The sequence below is a fragment of the Acidibrevibacterium fodinaquatile genome (assembly GCF_003352165.1).
Lineage (GTDB): Bacteria > Pseudomonadota > Alphaproteobacteria > Acetobacterales > Acetobacteraceae > Acidibrevibacterium > Acidibrevibacterium fodinaquatile.
In genome coordinates this window covers 3,229,781-3,247,155 of sequence record NZ_CP029176.1, presented here as the reverse complement: position 1 = coordinate 3,247,155, position 17,375 = coordinate 3,229,781, and the positions used below count along the sequence as shown (strand labels likewise).

18 protein-coding genes and 1 pseudogene are annotated in these 17,375 nt (G+C 63.2%); 8 read left to right on the top strand and 11 right to left on the bottom strand.

Annotation, left to right across the window (positions count from 1 at the left end; all coding sequences use genetic code 11):
- The first annotated feature begins 28 nt into the window (after window positions 1-28).
- The 7 genes from ppsR to bchO are packed head-to-tail and all read left to right on the top strand — an operon-like array spanning window position 29 to window position 7,962.
- Window positions 29-1,492, top strand: coding sequence for a transcriptional regulator PpsR (gene ppsR / locus DEF76_RS15470; RefSeq protein ID WP_275895689.1), 1,464 nt, complete (start codon window positions 29-31; stop codon window positions 1,490-1,492).
- A gap of 1 nt (window position 1,493) precedes the next feature.
- Window positions 1,494-2,384, top strand: a complete 891-nt coding sequence (gene chlG / locus DEF76_RS15465) for a chlorophyll synthase ChlG (protein ID WP_114913060.1) — start codon at window positions 1,494-1,496, stop codon at window positions 2,382-2,384.
- Window positions 2,385-2,399: 15 nt separating this feature from the next.
- Window positions 2,400-3,602 carry a geranylgeranyl diphosphate reductase gene (locus tag DEF76_RS15460; RefSeq protein ID WP_114913059.1) on the top strand — a complete coding sequence of 401 codons (1,203 nt, stop codon included), beginning with the start codon at window positions 2,400-2,402 and terminating at the stop codon, window positions 3,600-3,602.
- On the top strand, window positions 3,599-4,111 hold the full coding sequence (locus DEF76_RS15455) for a TspO/MBR family protein (protein WP_114913058.1): 513 nt from the start codon (window positions 3,599-3,601) through the stop codon (window positions 4,109-4,111). Before DEF76_RS15460 ends, DEF76_RS15455 begins: the two co-directional genes overlap by 4 nt.
- Window positions 4,112-4,148: 37 nt before the next feature.
- Complete coding sequence (bchI, locus tag DEF76_RS15450; protein WP_114913057.1) at window positions 4,149-5,168, top strand: magnesium chelatase ATPase subunit I; 1,020 nt, start codon at window positions 4,149-4,151, stop codon at window positions 5,166-5,168.
- Window positions 5,165-6,994, top strand: a complete 1,830-nt coding sequence (locus DEF76_RS15445) for a magnesium chelatase subunit D (RefSeq protein ID WP_114913056.1) — start codon at window positions 5,165-5,167, stop codon at window positions 6,992-6,994. Before bchI ends, DEF76_RS15445 begins: the two co-directional genes overlap by 4 nt.
- An 11-nt stretch (window positions 6,995-7,005) precedes the next feature.
- Window positions 7,006-7,962: an alpha/beta fold hydrolase BchO gene (gene bchO / locus DEF76_RS15440; RefSeq protein ID WP_114913934.1), complete on the top strand. Its 957-nt coding sequence runs from the start codon at window positions 7,006-7,008 to the stop codon at window positions 7,960-7,962.
- Between the two features lie 212 nt (window positions 7,963-8,174).
- Here bchO and DEF76_RS19500 read toward each other — a convergent pair whose 3' ends face one another.
- Window positions 8,175-8,555: a hypothetical protein gene (locus DEF76_RS19500; protein ID WP_162800692.1), complete on the bottom strand. Its 381-nt coding sequence runs from the start codon at window positions 8,553-8,555 to the stop codon at window positions 8,175-8,177.
- Window positions 8,556-8,606: 51 nt separating this feature from the next.
- Here DEF76_RS19500 and DEF76_RS15430 point away from each other — a divergent pair, with 51 nt between their 5' ends.
- Window positions 8,607-9,164 carry a 4-phosphopantoate--beta-alanine ligase gene (locus DEF76_RS15430; protein ID WP_275895688.1) on the top strand — a complete coding sequence of 186 codons (558 nt, stop codon included), beginning with the start codon at window positions 8,607-8,609 and terminating at the stop codon, window positions 9,162-9,164.
- Window positions 9,165-9,251: 87 nt separating this feature from the next.
- Here the strand turns inward: DEF76_RS15430 and DEF76_RS15425 are convergent, their stop codons facing one another.
- The 10 genes and pseudogenes from DEF76_RS15425 to urtA form a co-directional block, all read right to left on the bottom strand.
- On the bottom strand, window positions 9,252-9,872 hold the full coding sequence (locus DEF76_RS15425) for a YeiH family protein (RefSeq protein WP_114913933.1): 621 nt from the start codon (window positions 9,870-9,872) through the stop codon (window positions 9,252-9,254).
- A 383-nt stretch (window positions 9,873-10,255) separates the two neighbouring features.
- Window positions 10,256-10,465 carry a type II toxin-antitoxin system VapC family toxin gene (locus DEF76_RS15420; RefSeq protein ID WP_338025735.1) on the bottom strand — a complete coding sequence of 70 codons (210 nt, stop codon included), beginning with the start codon at window positions 10,463-10,465 and terminating at the stop codon, window positions 10,256-10,258.
- Window positions 10,466-10,480: 15 nt separating this feature from the next.
- Window positions 10,481-10,543: pseudogene (locus DEF76_RS20290) on the bottom strand (hypothetical protein); the annotation flags it as partial.
- Between the two features lie 94 nt (window positions 10,544-10,637).
- Entirely contained in the window at window positions 10,638-10,943 is a 306-nt protein-coding gene (locus tag DEF76_RS15415; RefSeq protein WP_114913053.1) for an FmdB family zinc ribbon protein, read from the bottom strand.
- Window positions 10,944-11,021: 78 nt separating this feature from the next.
- Window positions 11,022-12,251: a formamidase gene (gene fmdA / locus DEF76_RS15410; protein ID WP_114913052.1), complete on the bottom strand. Its 1,230-nt coding sequence runs from the start codon at window positions 12,249-12,251 to the stop codon at window positions 11,022-11,024.
- Between the two features lie 41 nt (window positions 12,252-12,292).
- Window positions 12,293-12,982 (bottom strand): urea ABC transporter ATP-binding subunit UrtE, encoded by a 690-nt coding sequence (urtE, locus tag DEF76_RS15405; RefSeq protein ID WP_114913051.1) that lies wholly within the window; start codon window positions 12,980-12,982, stop codon window positions 12,293-12,295.
- 13 nt (window positions 12,983-12,995) lie between these two features.
- Window positions 12,996-13,742 (bottom strand): urea ABC transporter ATP-binding protein UrtD, encoded by a 747-nt coding sequence (urtD, locus tag DEF76_RS15400; RefSeq protein ID WP_114913050.1) that lies wholly within the window; start codon window positions 13,740-13,742, stop codon window positions 12,996-12,998.
- On the bottom strand, window positions 13,739-14,872 hold the full coding sequence (gene urtC / locus DEF76_RS15395; protein ID WP_114913932.1) for an urea ABC transporter permease subunit UrtC: 1,134 nt from the start codon (window positions 14,870-14,872) through the stop codon (window positions 13,739-13,741). Before urtC ends, urtD begins: the two co-directional genes overlap by 4 nt.
- A 12-nt stretch (window positions 14,873-14,884) precedes the next feature.
- Window positions 14,885-15,811: an urea ABC transporter permease subunit UrtB gene (gene urtB / locus DEF76_RS15390; protein ID WP_114913049.1), complete on the bottom strand. Its 927-nt coding sequence runs from the start codon at window positions 15,809-15,811 to the stop codon at window positions 14,885-14,887.
- 52 nt (window positions 15,812-15,863) lie between these two features.
- Complete coding sequence (gene urtA / locus DEF76_RS15385) at window positions 15,864-17,129, bottom strand: urea ABC transporter substrate-binding protein (protein ID WP_114913048.1); 1,266 nt, start codon at window positions 17,127-17,129, stop codon at window positions 15,864-15,866.
- Window positions 17,130-17,375 lie beyond the last annotated feature (246 nt).

Here is a 17,375-nt window from a genome sequence, read left to right as displayed (position 1 = left end):
CGGCATTTGTTCGGGGGTTGGATAGAGCATGGGGGTCTCAAAAGTTGTGAAGGCCTTCAGGTCGCCCAAAAAGACTTTTGGGAGCCTCGACCCCGAAATTGCCGCGGCACTTGTTGCCACCGCCGCCGATATGGCGTTGGTTTGTGACGAGGCCGGCATGATTTACGACGTCTCCATCCAAAGTGATGCCTTGGCAAGCGAGCTGGCTGAGCATGTGCACTGGCCGGGGCGGAAATGGCACGACCTCGTGACCGTGGAAAGCCGCCCGAAAATCGATGCCTTGCTCGCCGACGCCGCGACCTCTGGCCAGACCACATCGCCGCGCTGGCGCCACATTAATTATCGCACCGCCAACGGCCCCGATGTTCCCATCCTGGCTGCGACCGTGCGCATCGGGCGTGATGGCCGGATCGTCGCGTTCAGCCGTGATTTGCGCGACATGGCGGCGCTTCAGCAGCGCCTCGTCGCAGCACAGCAATCGCTCGAGCAAGATTACGCGCGGCGCATACAGATGGAAACGCGCTATCGTCTCCTTTTTCAAATGTCGCCTGATCCGGTGGTCATCCTCGATGTCGCGACGCTCAAAATCGTCGAGGCCAACCCTGCGGCGCGCGATCTTTTGGGCGATCATCTTCGCCGTGTCGTCGGGCGAACGCTGAGTTTTTATGTCGCCGAGGAAGACGCGCAAGCGGTGCAGACGCTTCTTGGTGGGGTCCGTGGCGCCGGGCGCGGCGAGGAGCGGCGTGTCCGATTGGCCGAAAGCGGCCAGGAGATCGTGCTCGCCGCGCATTTCTTCCGGCAAGACGACGCGCAGCTGTTTCTCGTCCGCCTCACTCCGCTCGCCGAGGGGATGGCGGCAATGCCGGGCTCGCTTGCCGCCAAATTGCTGCATATCGTCGAAAAATCTCCGGATGCCTTCGTCGTGACCGACATGGACGGGCGTGTGATCGCCGCCAACGCGGCGTTTCTCGATCTCGTGCAGCTACCTGCCATCGAAGAAGCGCATGGCGAGTCGCTCGAGCGCTGGCTCGGCCGCCCAGGGGTCGATCTCGGGGTTTTGATCGCCAATTTGCGCCAACACGGCTCGGTTCGCCTGTTTGCGACAAGCCTGCGCGGTGAGTCGGGGATTACGAACGAGGTGGAGATCTCCGCTGTCGCCGTCGCCAATCAGGAGCAGATGTATTTCGGGTTCACCATTCGCAATGTGGGCTATCGCCTGCCGGCGGGCCCAAATCTCGTGCCCGCGGCCAATCGCGCCCTGCCGCGTTCGGTCGAGCAACTGACGGAACTCATCGGCCGGGTCGCGCTCAAGGATCTGGTGCGCGAGGCAACCGATATGATCGAGCGTCTCTGCATCGAGGCGGCGCTCGAGATGACGGGCGACAACCGTGCCTCGGCGGCTGAAATCCTCGGCCTCAGCCGCCAAAGCCTCTATGTCAAGTTGCGCCGCTACGGGCTTGGTGAATTGTCGCCAGAAGACGGCGAGAGCTGAGATGTCGGCGCCAGCGGCCGCGATCTCTCGTCCCTCGCTGCTTGCGGTTCTCGAACTTCTGAAACCGATCACCTGGTTTGCCCCGATCTGGGCATTTGGCTGCGGCGCCGTCTCGGCCGGCCATATGAGCGCGCATTGGCCGCTCGCCATCGCCGGGATGGTGCTCGCGGGGCCATTCGTTTGCGCCACCAGCCAGGCGGTGAATGATTGGTATGACCGCGATGTCGATGCCATCAACCAGCCCGAGCGGCCGATCCCCTCAGGGCGTATCCCTGGCCAATGGGGGTTTTTCATCGCAGTTTCGTGGAGTGGCTTGTCCCTTCTATGGGGATTTGCGCTCGGGCGTTTTGCCTTCGCGGCGACAATTTTCGGTCTCGCCCTCGCCTGGGCCTATAGCGCGCCGCCGCTTCGCCTGAAACGCAATGGCTGGTGGGGCAATGCCGCGGTCGCGCTTTGCTATGAGGGGCTGCCCTGGTTCACCGGTGCCGCCGTGCTCGGCGGCGCGATGCCGGCAAGCCCGGTGTTGCTTGCCGCCCTGCTTTATAGCATCGGCGCCCATGGCATCATGACCCTCAATGATTTCAAATCGGTCGAGGGCGACCGCGCGACGGGCATCTTCTCTTTGCCGGTTCGCCTTGGCGTCGATCGCGCCGCCCGTCTCGCCTGCGTCATCATGGGGCTCGCGCAACTGGCCGTCGTCGCCCTGTTGGTGCAGTGGGGCGCTTGGCAGAGCGCGGGCGTGATCATCGCCCTCGTTCTCGTGCAGGCGGTTTTGATGCGCCGGCTGCTTAAAGACCCGCGTGCGTACGCGCCCTGGTACAACGGTACCGGTACCACGCTTTACGTGATCGGCATGCTGGTGACAGCCTTCGCCTTGCGGCCGGAAATTTGAAGAACGGGAAATGTGATGACGGAAATCCCTTCCTTCGATGTCGTCGTGGTCGGTGGTGGCCCCGCCGGCGCGACCGCGGCCGATGTTCTCGCGCGCCGAGGGCGATCGGTGTTGTTGCTCGATCGTGCGGGGCGCATCAAGCCCTGCGGCGGCGCTATCCCGCCGCGTCTCATCCGCGATTTCGCGATCGCCCCGCATCTTCTTTGTGCCCGCATCACGGCAGCGCGGATCCTCGCGCCCTCGGGGCGCGCGGTGGCGATGCCGACCGGGCGCGGCTATGTCGGCATGGTCGATCGCGGTGTGTTCGACGCCTGGCTGCGTGAGCGTGCCGCCGATGCCGGGGCACTCCGCCAAAGCGGGGAGTTCCTCCGCATCACGAGAGAGGCGGCTGGGGAGACGCATGTTTATTTCCGCCCCCGCTTGAGCGAGGGCGGGGCAGGGGCCACGGTTGCGGTGCGCGCGCGCGTCGTCATCGGCGCCGATGGCGCGCGCTCGCGGGTTGCGCAGCAGAACATCCCGGGGGCTGCGGAAAATCCTGCCGTTTTCGCCTATCACGAAATCGTCCGCGCGCCTCGTGGCGACTGGGTCGACTATGACGGCGCGCGCTGTGATGTGCACTATGATGGCGAGATTTCCCCGGATTTTTACGGCTGGGTGTTTCCCCATGGCGAGACGGTGAGTATCGGCACCGGGTCAGCGCAAAAAGGTTTTCCGCTCCGCCATGCGCTCGGTATGCTTCGCAGCCGGGTCGGGCTCGCGGGGATGGAGACGCTGCGCGGCGAAGGCGCGCCCATTCCTCTGCGCCCGCTCAAACGCTGGGACAATGGTCGCGATGTCGTTCTCGCTGGCGACGCGGCGGGGGTGGTCGCGCCAGCATCGGGCGAGGGCATCTATTATGCGATGGTCAGTGGCGCACTCGCCGCGGAAGCGGCTGATGAGTGTTGTGAGCGGCGTGATGGCCGCGTCCTCGCGCAGGCGCGGCGGCGCTTCATGCGCGCGCATGGCGCAGTTTTTTTCATCCTCGGCGTCATGCAGAATTATTGGTATCGCAATGATCGTAGGCGTGAGCGCTTCGTCCGTCTCTGTGGCGATGACGATATCCGGCAATTGACGTGGGATGCGTATATGGAAAAGCGGCTGGTCTATGCGAAGCCATTCGCGCATGCCCGGATTTTCTGCAAAAATCTCGTGCATTTGGCCGGGCTCGCGGGTGCATGAGATGGGAGTTTTTCGCGCCAGGCGGGCCATGGGGCGCGTTATGGGTCGCGGCGCCAGCCGCCTTTTTCGTTGCCCTGCTTGGTGGTCTCGCGACACGGCTCGGCCCTTGGTACGAGCAATTGCGCAAACCCTCCTGGCAGCCGCCGAATTGGCTGTTCGGCCCGGTCTGGTCGGTGATCTTCGCTCTCATCACGGTCTCGGGCGTGATCGCCTGGCGCGATGCGCCGAGCGTGTGGGCCCGCGAGACGGTGGTCGTTCTCTTTGCGCTCAATGCGATCCTCAACATTCTCTGGAGCGTGTTGTTTTTCACGCTGCGCCGCCCCGATTGGGCATTTTTCGAAGTCGCGCCGCTCTGGCTCTCGATTCTCCTGCTCATTGTCGCGTTTTGGCCCTTTGCCCCGCTCGCGGCGGTGCTGCTTGCGCCATATCTCCTCTGGGTCGGCTTCGCCGCTTATCTCAACTGGACCATCGTGCGTCTCAACGCGCCATTTTCGGCGCGCGCGCGGTGATCGCACGCGTTCGTATCGCCAGCGTTTGGAGGTGAGCATGTCCGCGACCGCCTATCCTTTTACCGCGATCGTCGGCCAGGACGAGATGAAGACGGCGCTTTTGATCGCCGCTGTCGAGCCGCGCCTCGGTGGCGTTTTGGTGCTCGGCGATCGCGGCACGGGCAAATCGACGGCAATCCGCGCCTTGGCGGCGCTGCTGCCGAAAATCCGCGTCATCGAGGGCTGCCGCTTTGGCTGCGATCCCGCCGATACGCAAGCCTTGTGCCCGGAATGTCTCGGCCAGCGCGAGAGAAAAATCATCTCGCGGCCAGTGCCCGTGGTCGATCTGCCGCTCGGGGCGACGGAGGATCGCGTCGCCGGCGCGCTCGATCTCGAACGCGCGCTCCGCGCCGGCGTGCGCGCGTTCGAGCCTGGCCTGCTCGCGCGAGCGCATCGCGGCTATCTCTATATCGACGAGGTCAATCTGCTCGAGGATCATCTCGTCGATCTCCTGCTCGATGTCGCCGCGTCGGGTGAAAATATCGTCGAGCGTGACGGGCTCAGCATTCGTCATGCTGCACGCTTCGTGCTGATCGGCAGCGGCAACCCGGAAGAAGGTGAATTGCGTCCGCAACTGCTCGATCGCTTCGGGCTTGCGGTCGAAGTGCGCACGCCCGAGACACTCGAAGAGCGCGTCTCCGTCATCAAGCGGCGCGATGCGTTCGAGGCAGAGCCAAAAGCCTTTGTTCGTCTGTGGGAAAAAGAGGAAAAGCTTTTGCGTGCGCGCCTCATCGAGGCGCGTCGCCGACGCGAGCATGTGCGCGTGCCCGATGCGATTGTCGAACGCGCGGCCAAGCTCTGCATGGGGCTTGGCACCGATGGGCTGCGCGGCGAACTCACCCTTATTCGTGCCGCCCGCGCGCTTGCCGCCTTGCGCGGGGCGCTCGTGGTTGGCGATGAGCATTTGCAAATCGTCGCGCCGATGGCGTTGCGACACCGGTTGCGGCGTGACCCGCTCGATGAGACCGTGGCAACGGCGCGGGTTGCGCGCGCGGTCGAGGAATTATTCGCGGCATGAGCGGGCGCGCTTGGTACGCGGCAACGCCACCCGCGGCCGCGCTGCCCGACGCCTTGCTCGCCGCCCGCCTCCTCGCCCTCGATCCGCGTGGTACCGGCGCCGTCATTCGCGCGCAGAATGGCCCGCTCCGCGAACGCTGGCTCGCGTTTTGGCGCGCGCATCTCGCGCCGGCGACGACGATACGCAAAATGCCGCCGATGATCGGCGATGACCGTCTATTGGGCGGGCTCGATCTCAGCGCGACCCTCGCCGCCGGCCACGAGATCGCCGAACGCGGCTTGCTTGCCGAGAGCGATGGCGGCGTGGTGATCGCCCTGATGGCCGAGCGCCTCAGTGTCGCGACCGCCGCGCGCCTTGCCCAAGCGCTCGATACTGGTGCGGTGGCTCTTGCGCGCGATGGGCTCAGCCGCCGCCTGCCGGCGCGCATCGGCGTTCTCGCGTTCGATGAGGGCCTCAATGAGGAGGAACGCCTTCCCGCGGTGCTCGGCGAGCATCTTGCCTTCAGGCTCGATTTTTCCGATATCGCGGCGCGCGATATGATTTGGCCCCGCGCTGACCCGGAAGCGATCACGGCGGCGCGGCGTAGCGTTGGTGCGATTGGGGCGAGCGAGGCGATGCTCGGCGCGCTTTGCGAGATCGCAGCGGCGCTCGGCATCCATTCCTTGCGCGCCCCGCTTCTCGCATTGCGTGCCGCGCGCGGCCATGCGGCACTCGCCGGTAAGCGCGCGATCGACGAGGCCGATGTCACGATCGCGGCGCGTTTGGTGCTGGCCCCGCGCGCGGTCCAGCTTCCCCCGCAGGCGGTGGCGGAGGCACAAAATCCGCCCGCCGAGAAGCACCAAGATGCGAGCCGCAATCGCGCACCGGCTCCAGGGGAAGCCGACGATGGCCGCCGGCAAGAAGACGATCATGCCCGCCCGGGCGAGAGCGAAAGCCCCCCTTCGGCCGCGCAGATTCTGGCGGCGGTGCGCGCGCATCTGCCGCCGGGCTTGCTGGCCGGGGCGGGGGGCAAGCTCTCTCGCAGCCGCGCGGGTGCGGTCGGGCGGGTCGGCGCGACACGCAGCGAGGCGAAGCGCGGGCGGCCGATCGGCGTCTCCCGGGGTGAGCCGAGAGGCGGCAAGCGCTTGCATGTGATCGCAACCCTGCGCGCGGCCGCCCCCTGGCAGCCGTTGCGGCGCGATGCCGCGGGGCGCGGCAAGGATGGCGGGCATGTGCTCGTCCGGCATTCGGATTTTCGCGTCGTCCGGTATCGCGAACCGGCCGCGACGCTGACCATTTTCGTTGTCGACGCCTCGGGTTCGACCGCCTTCGAGCGCCTTGCAGAGGCTAAAGGCGCCGTCGAGCTTTTGCTCGGCGAGTGCTATGTGCGTCGTGACCAGGTGGCGTTGGTCGCCTTTCGTGGGCAGGGCGCGGAGGTGCTGTTGCCGCCGACCCATGCTTTGGCGCGGGCGCGGCGCGCGCTTTCGGCCTTGCCGGGCGGCGGCGCGACGCCGCTCGCGGCGGGCTTGGATGTCGCGCGCGGCTTGGTGATCGCCGCCCAGCGGCGGGGCGAGAGCGCGACCGTGGTGGTGCTCACCGATGGCCGCGCCAATATCGCGCGCGATGGGGCGCCTTTGCGCGCGCGGGCCGAAGCCGATGCGCGCGCCGCGGCCGCGGCGCTTCGCGCGCGCGGGAGTTCTGGCGTTCTGATCGATACCGCGCGCTGGCCGCATCCTTTCGCGCGCGAGCTCGCCGCGGCCATGGGAGTCTCGTTTCTTGCCCTGCCGCAAGCCGATGCGGCGACATTGTCGCGCGCCGCGCGCGCCGCACGCATGGGCTCGGCATGAGGCGCATGGCCATGCCCCTTCCGAGCGCGCGCCGTAGGGCTGGTTTTCCGCCATCGGCACGCGCGCCGGGGCTACGCCTGGTCTGGCTACGTGATGGCCAAGATTGGCCGAACCGCGAATGCAGCCATTTCCTGCGCGCCGGCGGCATCACGTGGCATGTGCAGTCATGCGGGCATGGCCCGGCACTTCTGCTGATCCATGGGACCGGCGCGTCGACCCATTCCTGGCGCGCACTGATGCCGCTATTGGCGCAGGATTTCACCGTGATCGCGCCCGATCTTCCCGGCCACGGCTTCACCGAGGCGCCGGCCCGGGCGCAACTCTCGCTTCCAGGAATGGCGGCGGGCATCGTCGCATTGGTTGATGCGTTAGGCGTCCGCCCGGCGATTGCCGCGGGCCACTCGGCGGGGGCGGCTATTCTTGCGCGGGCGGTCCTTGATGGCGGCCTCGCGCCCCGCGGCCTGATCAGTCTGAACGGCGCCTTGCTGCCGTTTCGCGGCTTGGCCGGGCATTTTTTCGCACCGCTTGCGCGGCTTTTCTTCGCGATGCCGATATTGCCGATGATATTTTCCTGGCGCGCGCGTGATCGCGCGACGGTCGAGCGCTTGATCCGCAATACCGGCTCAATGATCGACCCCGAAGGCATCGATTTCTACGCCCGCCTGATGCGAAGCCCTGGTCATGTCGATGCCGTGCTCGGCATGATGGCGAATTGGGATCTCGATCCTCTCGTTCGCGATCTGCCACGCTTGCGGCCGCCGCTCGCGCAGATCATCGGCGGCGCCGATCGTGCCATCCCGCCGAGCGAGGCCGAGGCGGTGCGCGGCGTTCTGCCACGTGCCGAAATCATCATGATGCCCGGACTCGGTCATCTCGCGCATGAGGAGCGGCCGCGGGAAACCGCCGAGATTATCCGCCGCCTCGCGCGCGGCTGGGGTGTTCTCGCGGCAAAGGAGGGGGAGGGGTAGCGGCGTTATGGGCCAATTCCTCACTGATGGGCGCCTTGTCGACGTGATTTTGGGGCTCGTCATCCTTGAAGCGCTCGGCCTCGCGCTTTGGTGCCGTTGGGGGGACGCACGCGTTTCGCTTGCCGCCCTTCTCGCCAATCTCGGCGCCGGCGGCTTTTTGCTGCTAGCGTTGCGCATCGCCCTCGGCCAAGGCTGGTGGGGCTGGATGGCGCTTAGCCTGCTTGCTGCCCTTTTTGCGCATCTCGGCGACCTCGCCGGGCGATTGCGCCGGTCAGGCTCGGGGCTTGCGTCGGGCCAAGCCTCTTCCCCACCTCCGCGCCACGCGCAGTAGCGTCGATAAACTTCACGGCATTATTGGCAGATGCGAGCCATAGGCGCTGCAGCTTTGAAGATGCGCCCGCGAATAATCCATTGATGCGCGGGCTGTTGGTGGCGGAGAAGGCGTTGGGGCCATTCAATTCAGCGACCTTCGGCCAATTTTCGGCGAAAAAATCCTCATCGATGCGTTTGACATCGACCCGACGTGCCAAGCGCACGCCAACATCGTGCTCAATCATCAGACGGGCAAACTCGCTGCCGTCGGTCAGAATCACTCGTTGCGAAAGCCGTTTGACCCCAGTTAAACAGCGTGTTTTTCTAAGCAATTGAATAGGCGTGCGAAATCGGGCGCGGGTCTGGTTTATGCGCTAGCCATCAGCGCCATGTACCCTTCCGGCTATGCCACCACGGTCAGCGTCGCCGGGCTGAGCGAGGGGTTGTGCGGCGCCCAGCGGCCTGGGCATTTCGACGGCATGGCGACGGTGGTGACCAAGCTTTTCCCGCAAGCCGGAGCAGAGAGCGCTTGGTTCGGCGAGAAGGATTATCAGCAATGGCTGGTGGTGCGCCGCCTGGTCGCCGATCTCGACATCCCGGTGCGGCTTCGCGCGGTGCCGACGGTGCGCGAGGCGGACGGGCTTGCGCTCTCGTCACGCAACCGCTTCCTCTCCCCCGGCGAACGCGCCATCGCGCCGCTCCTCGCGGAAGGCCACGCGGTCCTCACCGCAGCCCGGTTCAAGGTCGAATATCTGGAAATCCGTGACGCCGAAACCCTCGCGCCTTGCACGACGTGCCATGCTCCGGCGCGGGTTCTTGCCGCAGTGCGGCTGGGCTCTGTCCGGCTGATCGATAATTGGCCAATCCCCACCGCGGCGCAGCGCGCGTAACCCGCGCGAGGGTGGCAAGGGCACTCATCGACGGAGAGGCAGCCCGCCGGCCTGTGCGCAAAGCCCGCCCTGGGCCATCGTCCGTGCTCAGCCGAGGAACTGGATCAAGACGAAGCTGATCGCAACGATAAGTGCGAGCGAGACCGTGACGGCGCTTGCCACAGGCAGGCCGGCGCGGGCGATCTGGCGCAGATCGGTGCCGAGGCCGAGTGCGGCCATCGCGATCACGGTCAGCCAATTCGCCGCCATCGCCATGGGCGAAAGGAGAGAGTGCGGGACATAATCGAAGGAGCGGAGAGCGGCAAGGCCCAGAAAGCCGACGATAAACCATGGCACCAGATGATGAAGCCGCAGCCGGTACGCCAACCGATCACCTGCCGCCGCTCCCTGTCCCAGATCCTCGCCATCGTCTTGCAACCGGTGCGCGATCAATGACAGGACCAACAGCACCGGTCCGAGCATGAGCACGCGCACGAGCTTGACCAGCGTGCCGATATGGACGGCGAGCGTGCCCGCGGGAACGGTCGCGGCGAGCACTTGCGGCACGGCATAGACGGTCAGACCGGCCAGCACACCATATTGCGAGCCGCTGAGATGGAGAAGCGGTATCAATCCGGGCAAACCAAGGACGGTAGCGACGCCGAGCACCGCGGTGAAGGCAATGGCGGTCGCGACATCCTCGGCTTCATCCCCAATCTCGCGACGCACACAGAACTGGCCAGCGCAACACCACCGCACGCGGCAACCGCCAACGATCTCGCCGCCGCGCGTCCGCCAGGAGAGGCGCAAGCCTGCTGATCACGGCTGAAAGCAGCGGTTCAGGTAAAGGAGACATGGCGATGATGGAGAGGGTTGCCTTGCCGGGCCGGCAACCTCCGACATTGACCCTCCTCCCCGTCGCCTGCTGAGCGGCCGGCCATCGCCGTGAAAGAGCGCCAGGCTCACGCTTCAGCCGCTCGCATCTCGGCGGCGGCCTCAGCGAGGCTCAGGACCAGCCCGGCAAAGCGCCCCGACATGTCCCTCGGCGACCTGGCCGATGAGCCATCGGTCGAACGACGACGGTAACCCGCGCCGCATCACACCATCGCGGCTCATGCCGATGAGCGCTCGTCAAGCAGGGATATCCTTGCCGTCCTCGCCGCTCCCCTAAAAGCGCCATCGAGCGTCGCAAGTGGCACGCTTTCGCGCGGCGCCAATGCGAGATAGCTCGCATCATAGACCGTGAGCCAATGCCGGCGGGCGCGCATGAGCGCCTTGATGCCGGCGATGGCTTGGTCAATCTCTTCCCGCCTGCCGTCCATTTCCGGTATCAGGCGGGCAATCGCCCGGCCATGGCGCGTGATGACGATGACCTCGCCGCGCTCGACGTCATCAAGCAGTTGCGGATGTCAATGAAATCCTCCTCACGAAGCGGAGCCTCCAGGGTTTCTCGTCAGCGGCGCCGGGACGTCGCGGGCCTCGGAGGCACCAATCTCAATGGCTCAACATCCATGGGCGCGCGGTGGGCGAGGCCGATTCCGCCGCGAGTTTTGCCGGTCTCGCGGCGCAGCAGCCGCAGCCCGAGGGATGGCTCCGGCGCGGTGCATTGGCGCTCCGCTCATTGGTCGCGTGAGCGGCTCGCCGAGACGCCGGCATCACCGCGAGCGCCGGCATCGAGAGCAAGGCGCGCGGCGCGGCACGCGCGCAGCCCGGACACGGCCGCGGCGCCGCGAACTCCGCCATCGGTCGTGCCTCAGTGAACGGGCCGCACGTCTCGCAGAGGTAATCATAGCTCGGCATGGTCAATATCCCTCGCGTGCGGGATCCAGATGGCATCCGGATTCCGCGCCTACGTCTGAAAAAGCGCTGCGCCTTCATTCAAAGATCCGGCGCGAGTGGCACGTCGACATCCCCCGCGATCATCTTTTGCGGGCCGGCCGCGCCCGGATTGATATCAAAATCGAAAATCCCCGTCGGCAACCACAAAGTCGCGCACGAATTCGGAATATCAACGACCCCGCTGATATGTCCCTGCACCGGCGCAGTGCCGAGAATGGCATAGGCCTGCGCCGCGGAATAGCCAAATTTCTGCAGATAGGAGATTGCATTCAGGCACGCCTGTCGATAGGCGACGTTGACGTCGAGATAATGCTGCTCACCCGCTTCGTCGACCGAAATCCCTTCGAAAATCAGGTAATCATCATATTGCGGCTTGATCGGGCTCGGCTTGAAGATTGGGGTTTTGATACCGTATTTTGCCATGCCGTCCTTGATCACTTCCACCTTGAGGTGAATCCAACCCGGCATTTCGATGGCGCCGCAAAAGGTGATCTCGCCGTCACCCTGGCTGAAATGGAGATCCCCCATCGAGAGCCCCGCGCCGTTCACGTAGACGGGGAAAAAGACCTTGGCGCCACGCGAAAGATCCTTGATGTCGCAATTGCCGCCGTGTTCGCGCGGCGGCACGGTGCGCGCGCCGGTGGCGGCCGCCGCAGCACGCGCGTCACCCTTGAGACGGCCAAGATGGGCGGTTGCGGCAAAAGGCGGATTGGCAAGTGGTGGCACGCGCGACGGGTTAGTCGCGATCAGCGTCGCTTCGCGCGCATTCCATGTCTCGAGCAACGATGCCGACGGCAGGCAGCCGATCAATCCTGGGTGGACCAGCCCGGCAAATCCCACCCCCGGCACATGGCGCGAGCGGGTGAACATGCCCTTGATATCCCAGATCGATTTTTGCGCCTCCGGGAAATGCTCGGTGAGAAATCCGCCGCCGTTCTTCTTTGAGAAAAACCCATTGAAGCCCCAGCTATTGTGCGGAAACACGCCAATATCGAGAATATCAACGACGAGCAGGTCACCGGGCTCGGCGCCCGCGACGCCAATCGGACCGCTCAAGAAATGCACGATCGAAAGGTCGATATCACGCACATCCGCGGCGGAATCGTTGTTCTTGATGAAGCCGCCGGTCCAGTCATAGCACTCGACGATGAAGTCTGCCCCCGGCTTGACGGTCGCCACCATTGGAATGTCAGGATGCCAGCGATTGTGAATCATATCATTTTCGTAGGGGGTCTGCGAAAGGTCGACTTTGATGATGGTATCGGTCATGTTGGTTTCCTTTATCGCGGGAAGGATAGATGATGACAGGGTCAGACGGCGAGAAAACGGGCAACTTCGGCCTCGTCGACTTCGGCGCGCAACGCCGTGTGGACGATCCGACCGCCTTCGAGCACGAAAAGTCGATCGACGACGTCAAGAGCGAAGCTCAAGACCTGCTCCGAAACCAAGATGGCAAGACCGCGCTCGTCACGAATCCGCTTGAGGGTGCGCGCTAGGTCGCGAATGATCGAAGGTTGTATTCCCTCCGTCGGCTCGTCGAGAAGCAGCATCTTCGGATTGGTCGCGAGCGCCCGGGCAATCGCGAGTTGCTGCTGTTGCCCACCGGACAGATTGCCGCCGCGCCGCCCACGCATTTCCTCGAGGACCGGGAATAGCCGGTAAATATCTTGCGGAACGGCCCCTCCCCCCCGCACCACGAGACCAGTTTCGATATTCTCGACGACCGTCATCGCCGGAAAAATCATCCGCCCCTGCGGCACATAAGCTAAACCTCTGGCCACTCTCTGATGCGTCTTGTGGTCGTTGAGCGAAACCTCATCGAGTACGATCTCACCCCCGCCGATTGGCAGCACACCGATCAAGGTCTTCATAAGCGTCGACTTGCCCATGCCATTCCGCCCCATCACGGCGACGATTTCGCCTGCCGAGACGCTGAAATCCAAGCCGTGCAACACCTCGCTTTGGCCGTAGCCAGCGCGTAATGCGGAAACACTCAGCATCGCCTAGTCCCCTTCAATGCCCAAGATAGACTTCGACGACCTTGGGGTCGGCTTTGACGTGGTCGAGCGAACCCTCAGAGATTACCTTGCCCTGATGCAGAACCGTCACCCGATGCGCGATATCGGCGACGAATCCCATGTCGTGTTCAATGACCAAAACGGCGCGGCCACCGATGATGCGGTGGAGCAATTCCACGGTTTTCTTGCGTTCACTCACGCTCATGCCGGCGACCGGCTCATCGAGCATGAGCAGCAACGGATCCTGGACTAAAAGCATACCGATTTCTAGCCATTGCTTCTGCCCGTGGCTAAGATTTTCCGCGCGCTCGGCGAGCATGGCGTCGAGAAAAACCATCCCAGCGATTTCCTGGACACGCTCTCGCACCACATGGTCGCGGCGAAACGCTAGTGCCCCGAAAACATTTCGCCCACGAGGAAAGGAAATTTCGAGATTCTCGAACACCGTGAGATCCTCGTAAATCGACGGCGTCTGGAATTTTCTGCCAACACCAGCACGAACGATCTGGTGCTCGGGAAGCCGCGTCAGCTCACGCCCCTGGAATCTCACCGATCCGGCGCTGGCATGGGTGCGCCCGCAAATCAGGTCGAGAACGGTGGTCTTGCCAGCGCCATTGGGGCCGATGATGACACGGATCTCGTTTTGATCGACATAGAAGGAAAGGTCGTCGACCGCTTTGAATCCGTCGAAGGAGACGCTTACGCCTTCGACCGCGAGCAGGAAATCGGTCGCCGCGTTCATCGCCCCGCTCCCTGTTTGCCGGCATCGGCCGTCGGCGCAAGCCGCAGTTGCGGACGCCATATCCGTCCCAGGCGCCGCTCCAGATGGTCGCGGTAAAGACCAGCAAGGCCGTTCGGAAACACGACGACAACGGCGATGAACAGTGCCCCCATGGCTAGCAGCCAGAGTTGCGGCATGTCCTCCGAAAACGTGGTTTTCGCCCAATTCACAGCAAGCGCGCCATAAAGCGCACCGAGCAGCGATGTCCGCCCACCGACGGCGCAGAATATCACCATCTCGATCGAGGGTACGATCCCGACGAAGGAGGGTGACATAAACCCTACCTGAAGGGTGAACATGGCGCCACCAATTCCGGCGATAGCCGCGGCAAAGCAGAAAGCAAAAATCTTGAAGGCAGCGACGTCATAGCCTGAAAAGCGCACACGATCTTCGCGCTCACGCATCGCGACGAGGATTCGGCCAAGCTTGCTCCGCCGCACAAATTGCGCGACCAAGAGGGAAAGCACGAGCAAAGCCGCGTTGACGAAATAGAGCACGAATTTTGCGTGATCGGTTCGAATATCCCATCCTTTCAGCGTGCGAAGGTCGGTTATGCCGTTGACACCGCCGGTATAGCCCTGCTGGCCGATGATCAGAATGGTGAGGATCGCGGCAATGGCCTGGGTGATGATGGCGAAATAGGTGCCGCCGACGCGGCGCTTGAACATCGCAATCCCGATAACGAGGGCTAGCAGCATTGGCACCATTGGCACGGCAATGAGCGCGAAGGCCAGACTGTGAAAGGGACGCCAGAACCAGGGGAGCGCAGTAAGTTGATTCCAGTCCATGAAGTCGGGAATTCCAGGTGTCGATTGAATTTTGGTCGCACCGACGCTGGATGCCTCGAGCTTCAGAAACATCGCCATGCAATAGCCCCCGAGGCCGAAAAAGATCCCCTGCCCAAGACTGAGAATGCCGGCGTCCCCCCAGCAGATCACAAGCCCGATGGCGACAAAACCATAGGTGAGGTATTTCCCGATCAGATTCAGCCGAAACGGGTCCAGGATAAGCGGCAACAAAACCATGATCAACGCGGTGAAGAGAAGAATAAGCAGCAGATCCTTGCGGGCGAGATAGGAATTTTCGGCCATCATCACGCTCCTTCAGCGGCGTAGCTTGAGAACGAAAAGACCTTGTGGGCGCAGCATCAGAATGCCGACGACGAGCAGAAGAACGACCACTTGCGCCATCGAGCCGCTGAGAAAAAATTCCATCGTCGAGCGCGCCTGCGAGATGGTGAACGCAGAGGCAATGGTACCGATCAAGCTCTGCGCGCCACCGAACACGACGATGAGAAACGTGTCGACGATGTAAAGCTGCCCGGCGGTCGGGCTAGTCGAGCCGATCATCGTGAACGCACTACCGGCCACACCGGCGATGCCGCAACCAAGAGCAAAGGTCAGCCGATCGACGCGCCCGGCGTCAATCCCGACGGCGCCGGCCATGACGCGGTTTTGCATCACCGCGCGCACTTTCCGGCCCCAAGGCGCGTGAAAGATCAAGTAGTATACGGCGGCGGTGATGAGCGTCGTGATTGCCATCACGATCAGCCCGTTGATCGGGATTTCAATCGCGTCCGTCAGATGCAGCGAACCCATCATCCAGTTTGGCAATTCGACGCCGACTTCGCGCGCGCCGAAAATGCTACGATAGATTTGCTGCAGGATGAGACTGAGCCCCCATGTCGCCAACAATGTATCGAGGGGACGGCGATAGAGATGGCGGATCAAGAGCCATTCGACCACTATGCCGAGCGCGCCAGAGGCGACAAAGGCAAGTACGATCGCGAGAAAGAAGTAGATCGCAAAAGCACCCGGGAGAAACGCCGCGAACAGCTTCGAGATCAGAAATGTGACGTAGGCGCCGAGGATCATGAACTCCCCATGCGCCATATTGATCACGCCCATCTGGCCGAAAATGATGGCAAGGCCAAGGGCCATCAGCACGAACACCGAGAACAAGACGAGCCCGGCGAACCCCTGCATCGCGAAGATCGCGCCAAGATCGGCGAACGAATAACCCAAGAGCATCTCGGTTTTCCTTCTATCTCGCTCAGGTTGGCGGCTTCCCTGTTTTGGCGGCCTACTGGTAGCCGACCGGAAACGGATTGGGTTCCATCAGATCCGGCGTTTCATAGATCACGTCATACTGGCCGTCAGTGCGCGCCCGCCCGACTCGGGTGCGGCTCCAGAGATGGTGATTTTCGTGGATGCGCACATAACCCTCCGGCGCGCCCAGGAACTCGACCCCCGGTGAGGCGGCAGCGATCTTGTCGATATCGAAGCTGTTAGCCTTCTGGGCGGTGAGTAGCCAGAGCCAAGGGCCGAGATAGGCGGCTTGTGTCACGTCGCCGATGACGCTTTGCTGCCCCCACATCGCTTTGAAAGCCGGTACGAATTTTTCGTTGTTGGGATTCTTCAGGGATTGGAAATACTTCATGCAGGCATAGGCACCAGCGATATTCTCGCCGCCAATACCGAGAATCTCGTCCTCGGTCACTGAGATCGTCATCAGAGTCTGTTTGTTCAGATCGACGCCGGCGGCCTTGAGCTGCTTGTAGAACGCGACGTTGGAGCCGCCAACGATGATCGCATAGATCACATCCGGCTTGACCAGCTTCATCTTGTTGATGACGGAATTGAACTGGGTGTGGCCAAGCGGGAAATAATCCTCGCCGACGACCTTCGTGCCCTTCATATGATTTTCGATGTGTTTGCGGGCGATCTTGTTGGAGGTGCGCGGCCAGATATAATCAGAACCAAGAAGATAGAAGGTTTTGGCACCCTTCTCCTTGGTAACCCAGTTCAGTCCGGCGAGAATTTGCTGCGTGGCTTCCTGGCCAGTATAGATCACGTTTTTCGACTGCTCCAGGCCCTCGTAGAAGGTCGGGTAGTAGAGCATGCCATTATATTGCTCGAACACCGGCAGCACCGCCTTGCGCGAAGCCGACGTCCAGCAGCCAAACACCGCGGCGCATTTGTCTTGGACGAGCAGCTTGCGCGCTTTTTCAGCGAAGGTCGGCCAGTCGCTCGCACCATCTTCCTGGATGAACTTAATTTTTCGCCCAAGCACGCCGCCTTGCGCATTGATTTGGTCGATCGCCAGCTTCTCCGCTTCCACCGATCCGGTCTCGCTGATCGCCATAGTGCCGGTGACGGAATGAAGAATGCCGACCGTGACGGTGTCGTCAGTGACGGCGAGGCCAGTCGTGTTGACGACGGCGGTCGGCGGCGTATCGGCGTGGGCGACGCGCGGCAGCAAACCGAGTGCCGGCAGCGCCGCCATTCCCTGAAGCAGCCGACGCCGGGTTGCGGAGGGGGGTGATGGCTCGCTCTCGTAATCGGACATATGCGTATTCCCTCAAACGGATGTTGAAACGCGACACGGCCGGACCGGATGGAAGCGGTCTCGATGACGATGCAGGATGGCGAACGAGGGTAGCGCCTGGAATACGTCGAATGACGTATGTTGCGCTGCGACATTTTGCTTGACGCGGAACCCCTCTCTGCGGGATCGTGGTCGGCTATGGAGGGTCATCGATCTGAGGCTGACGTTTTTTTGCCTGTGCGCAGGCGCGGCCGTTTGCGGCGCTTG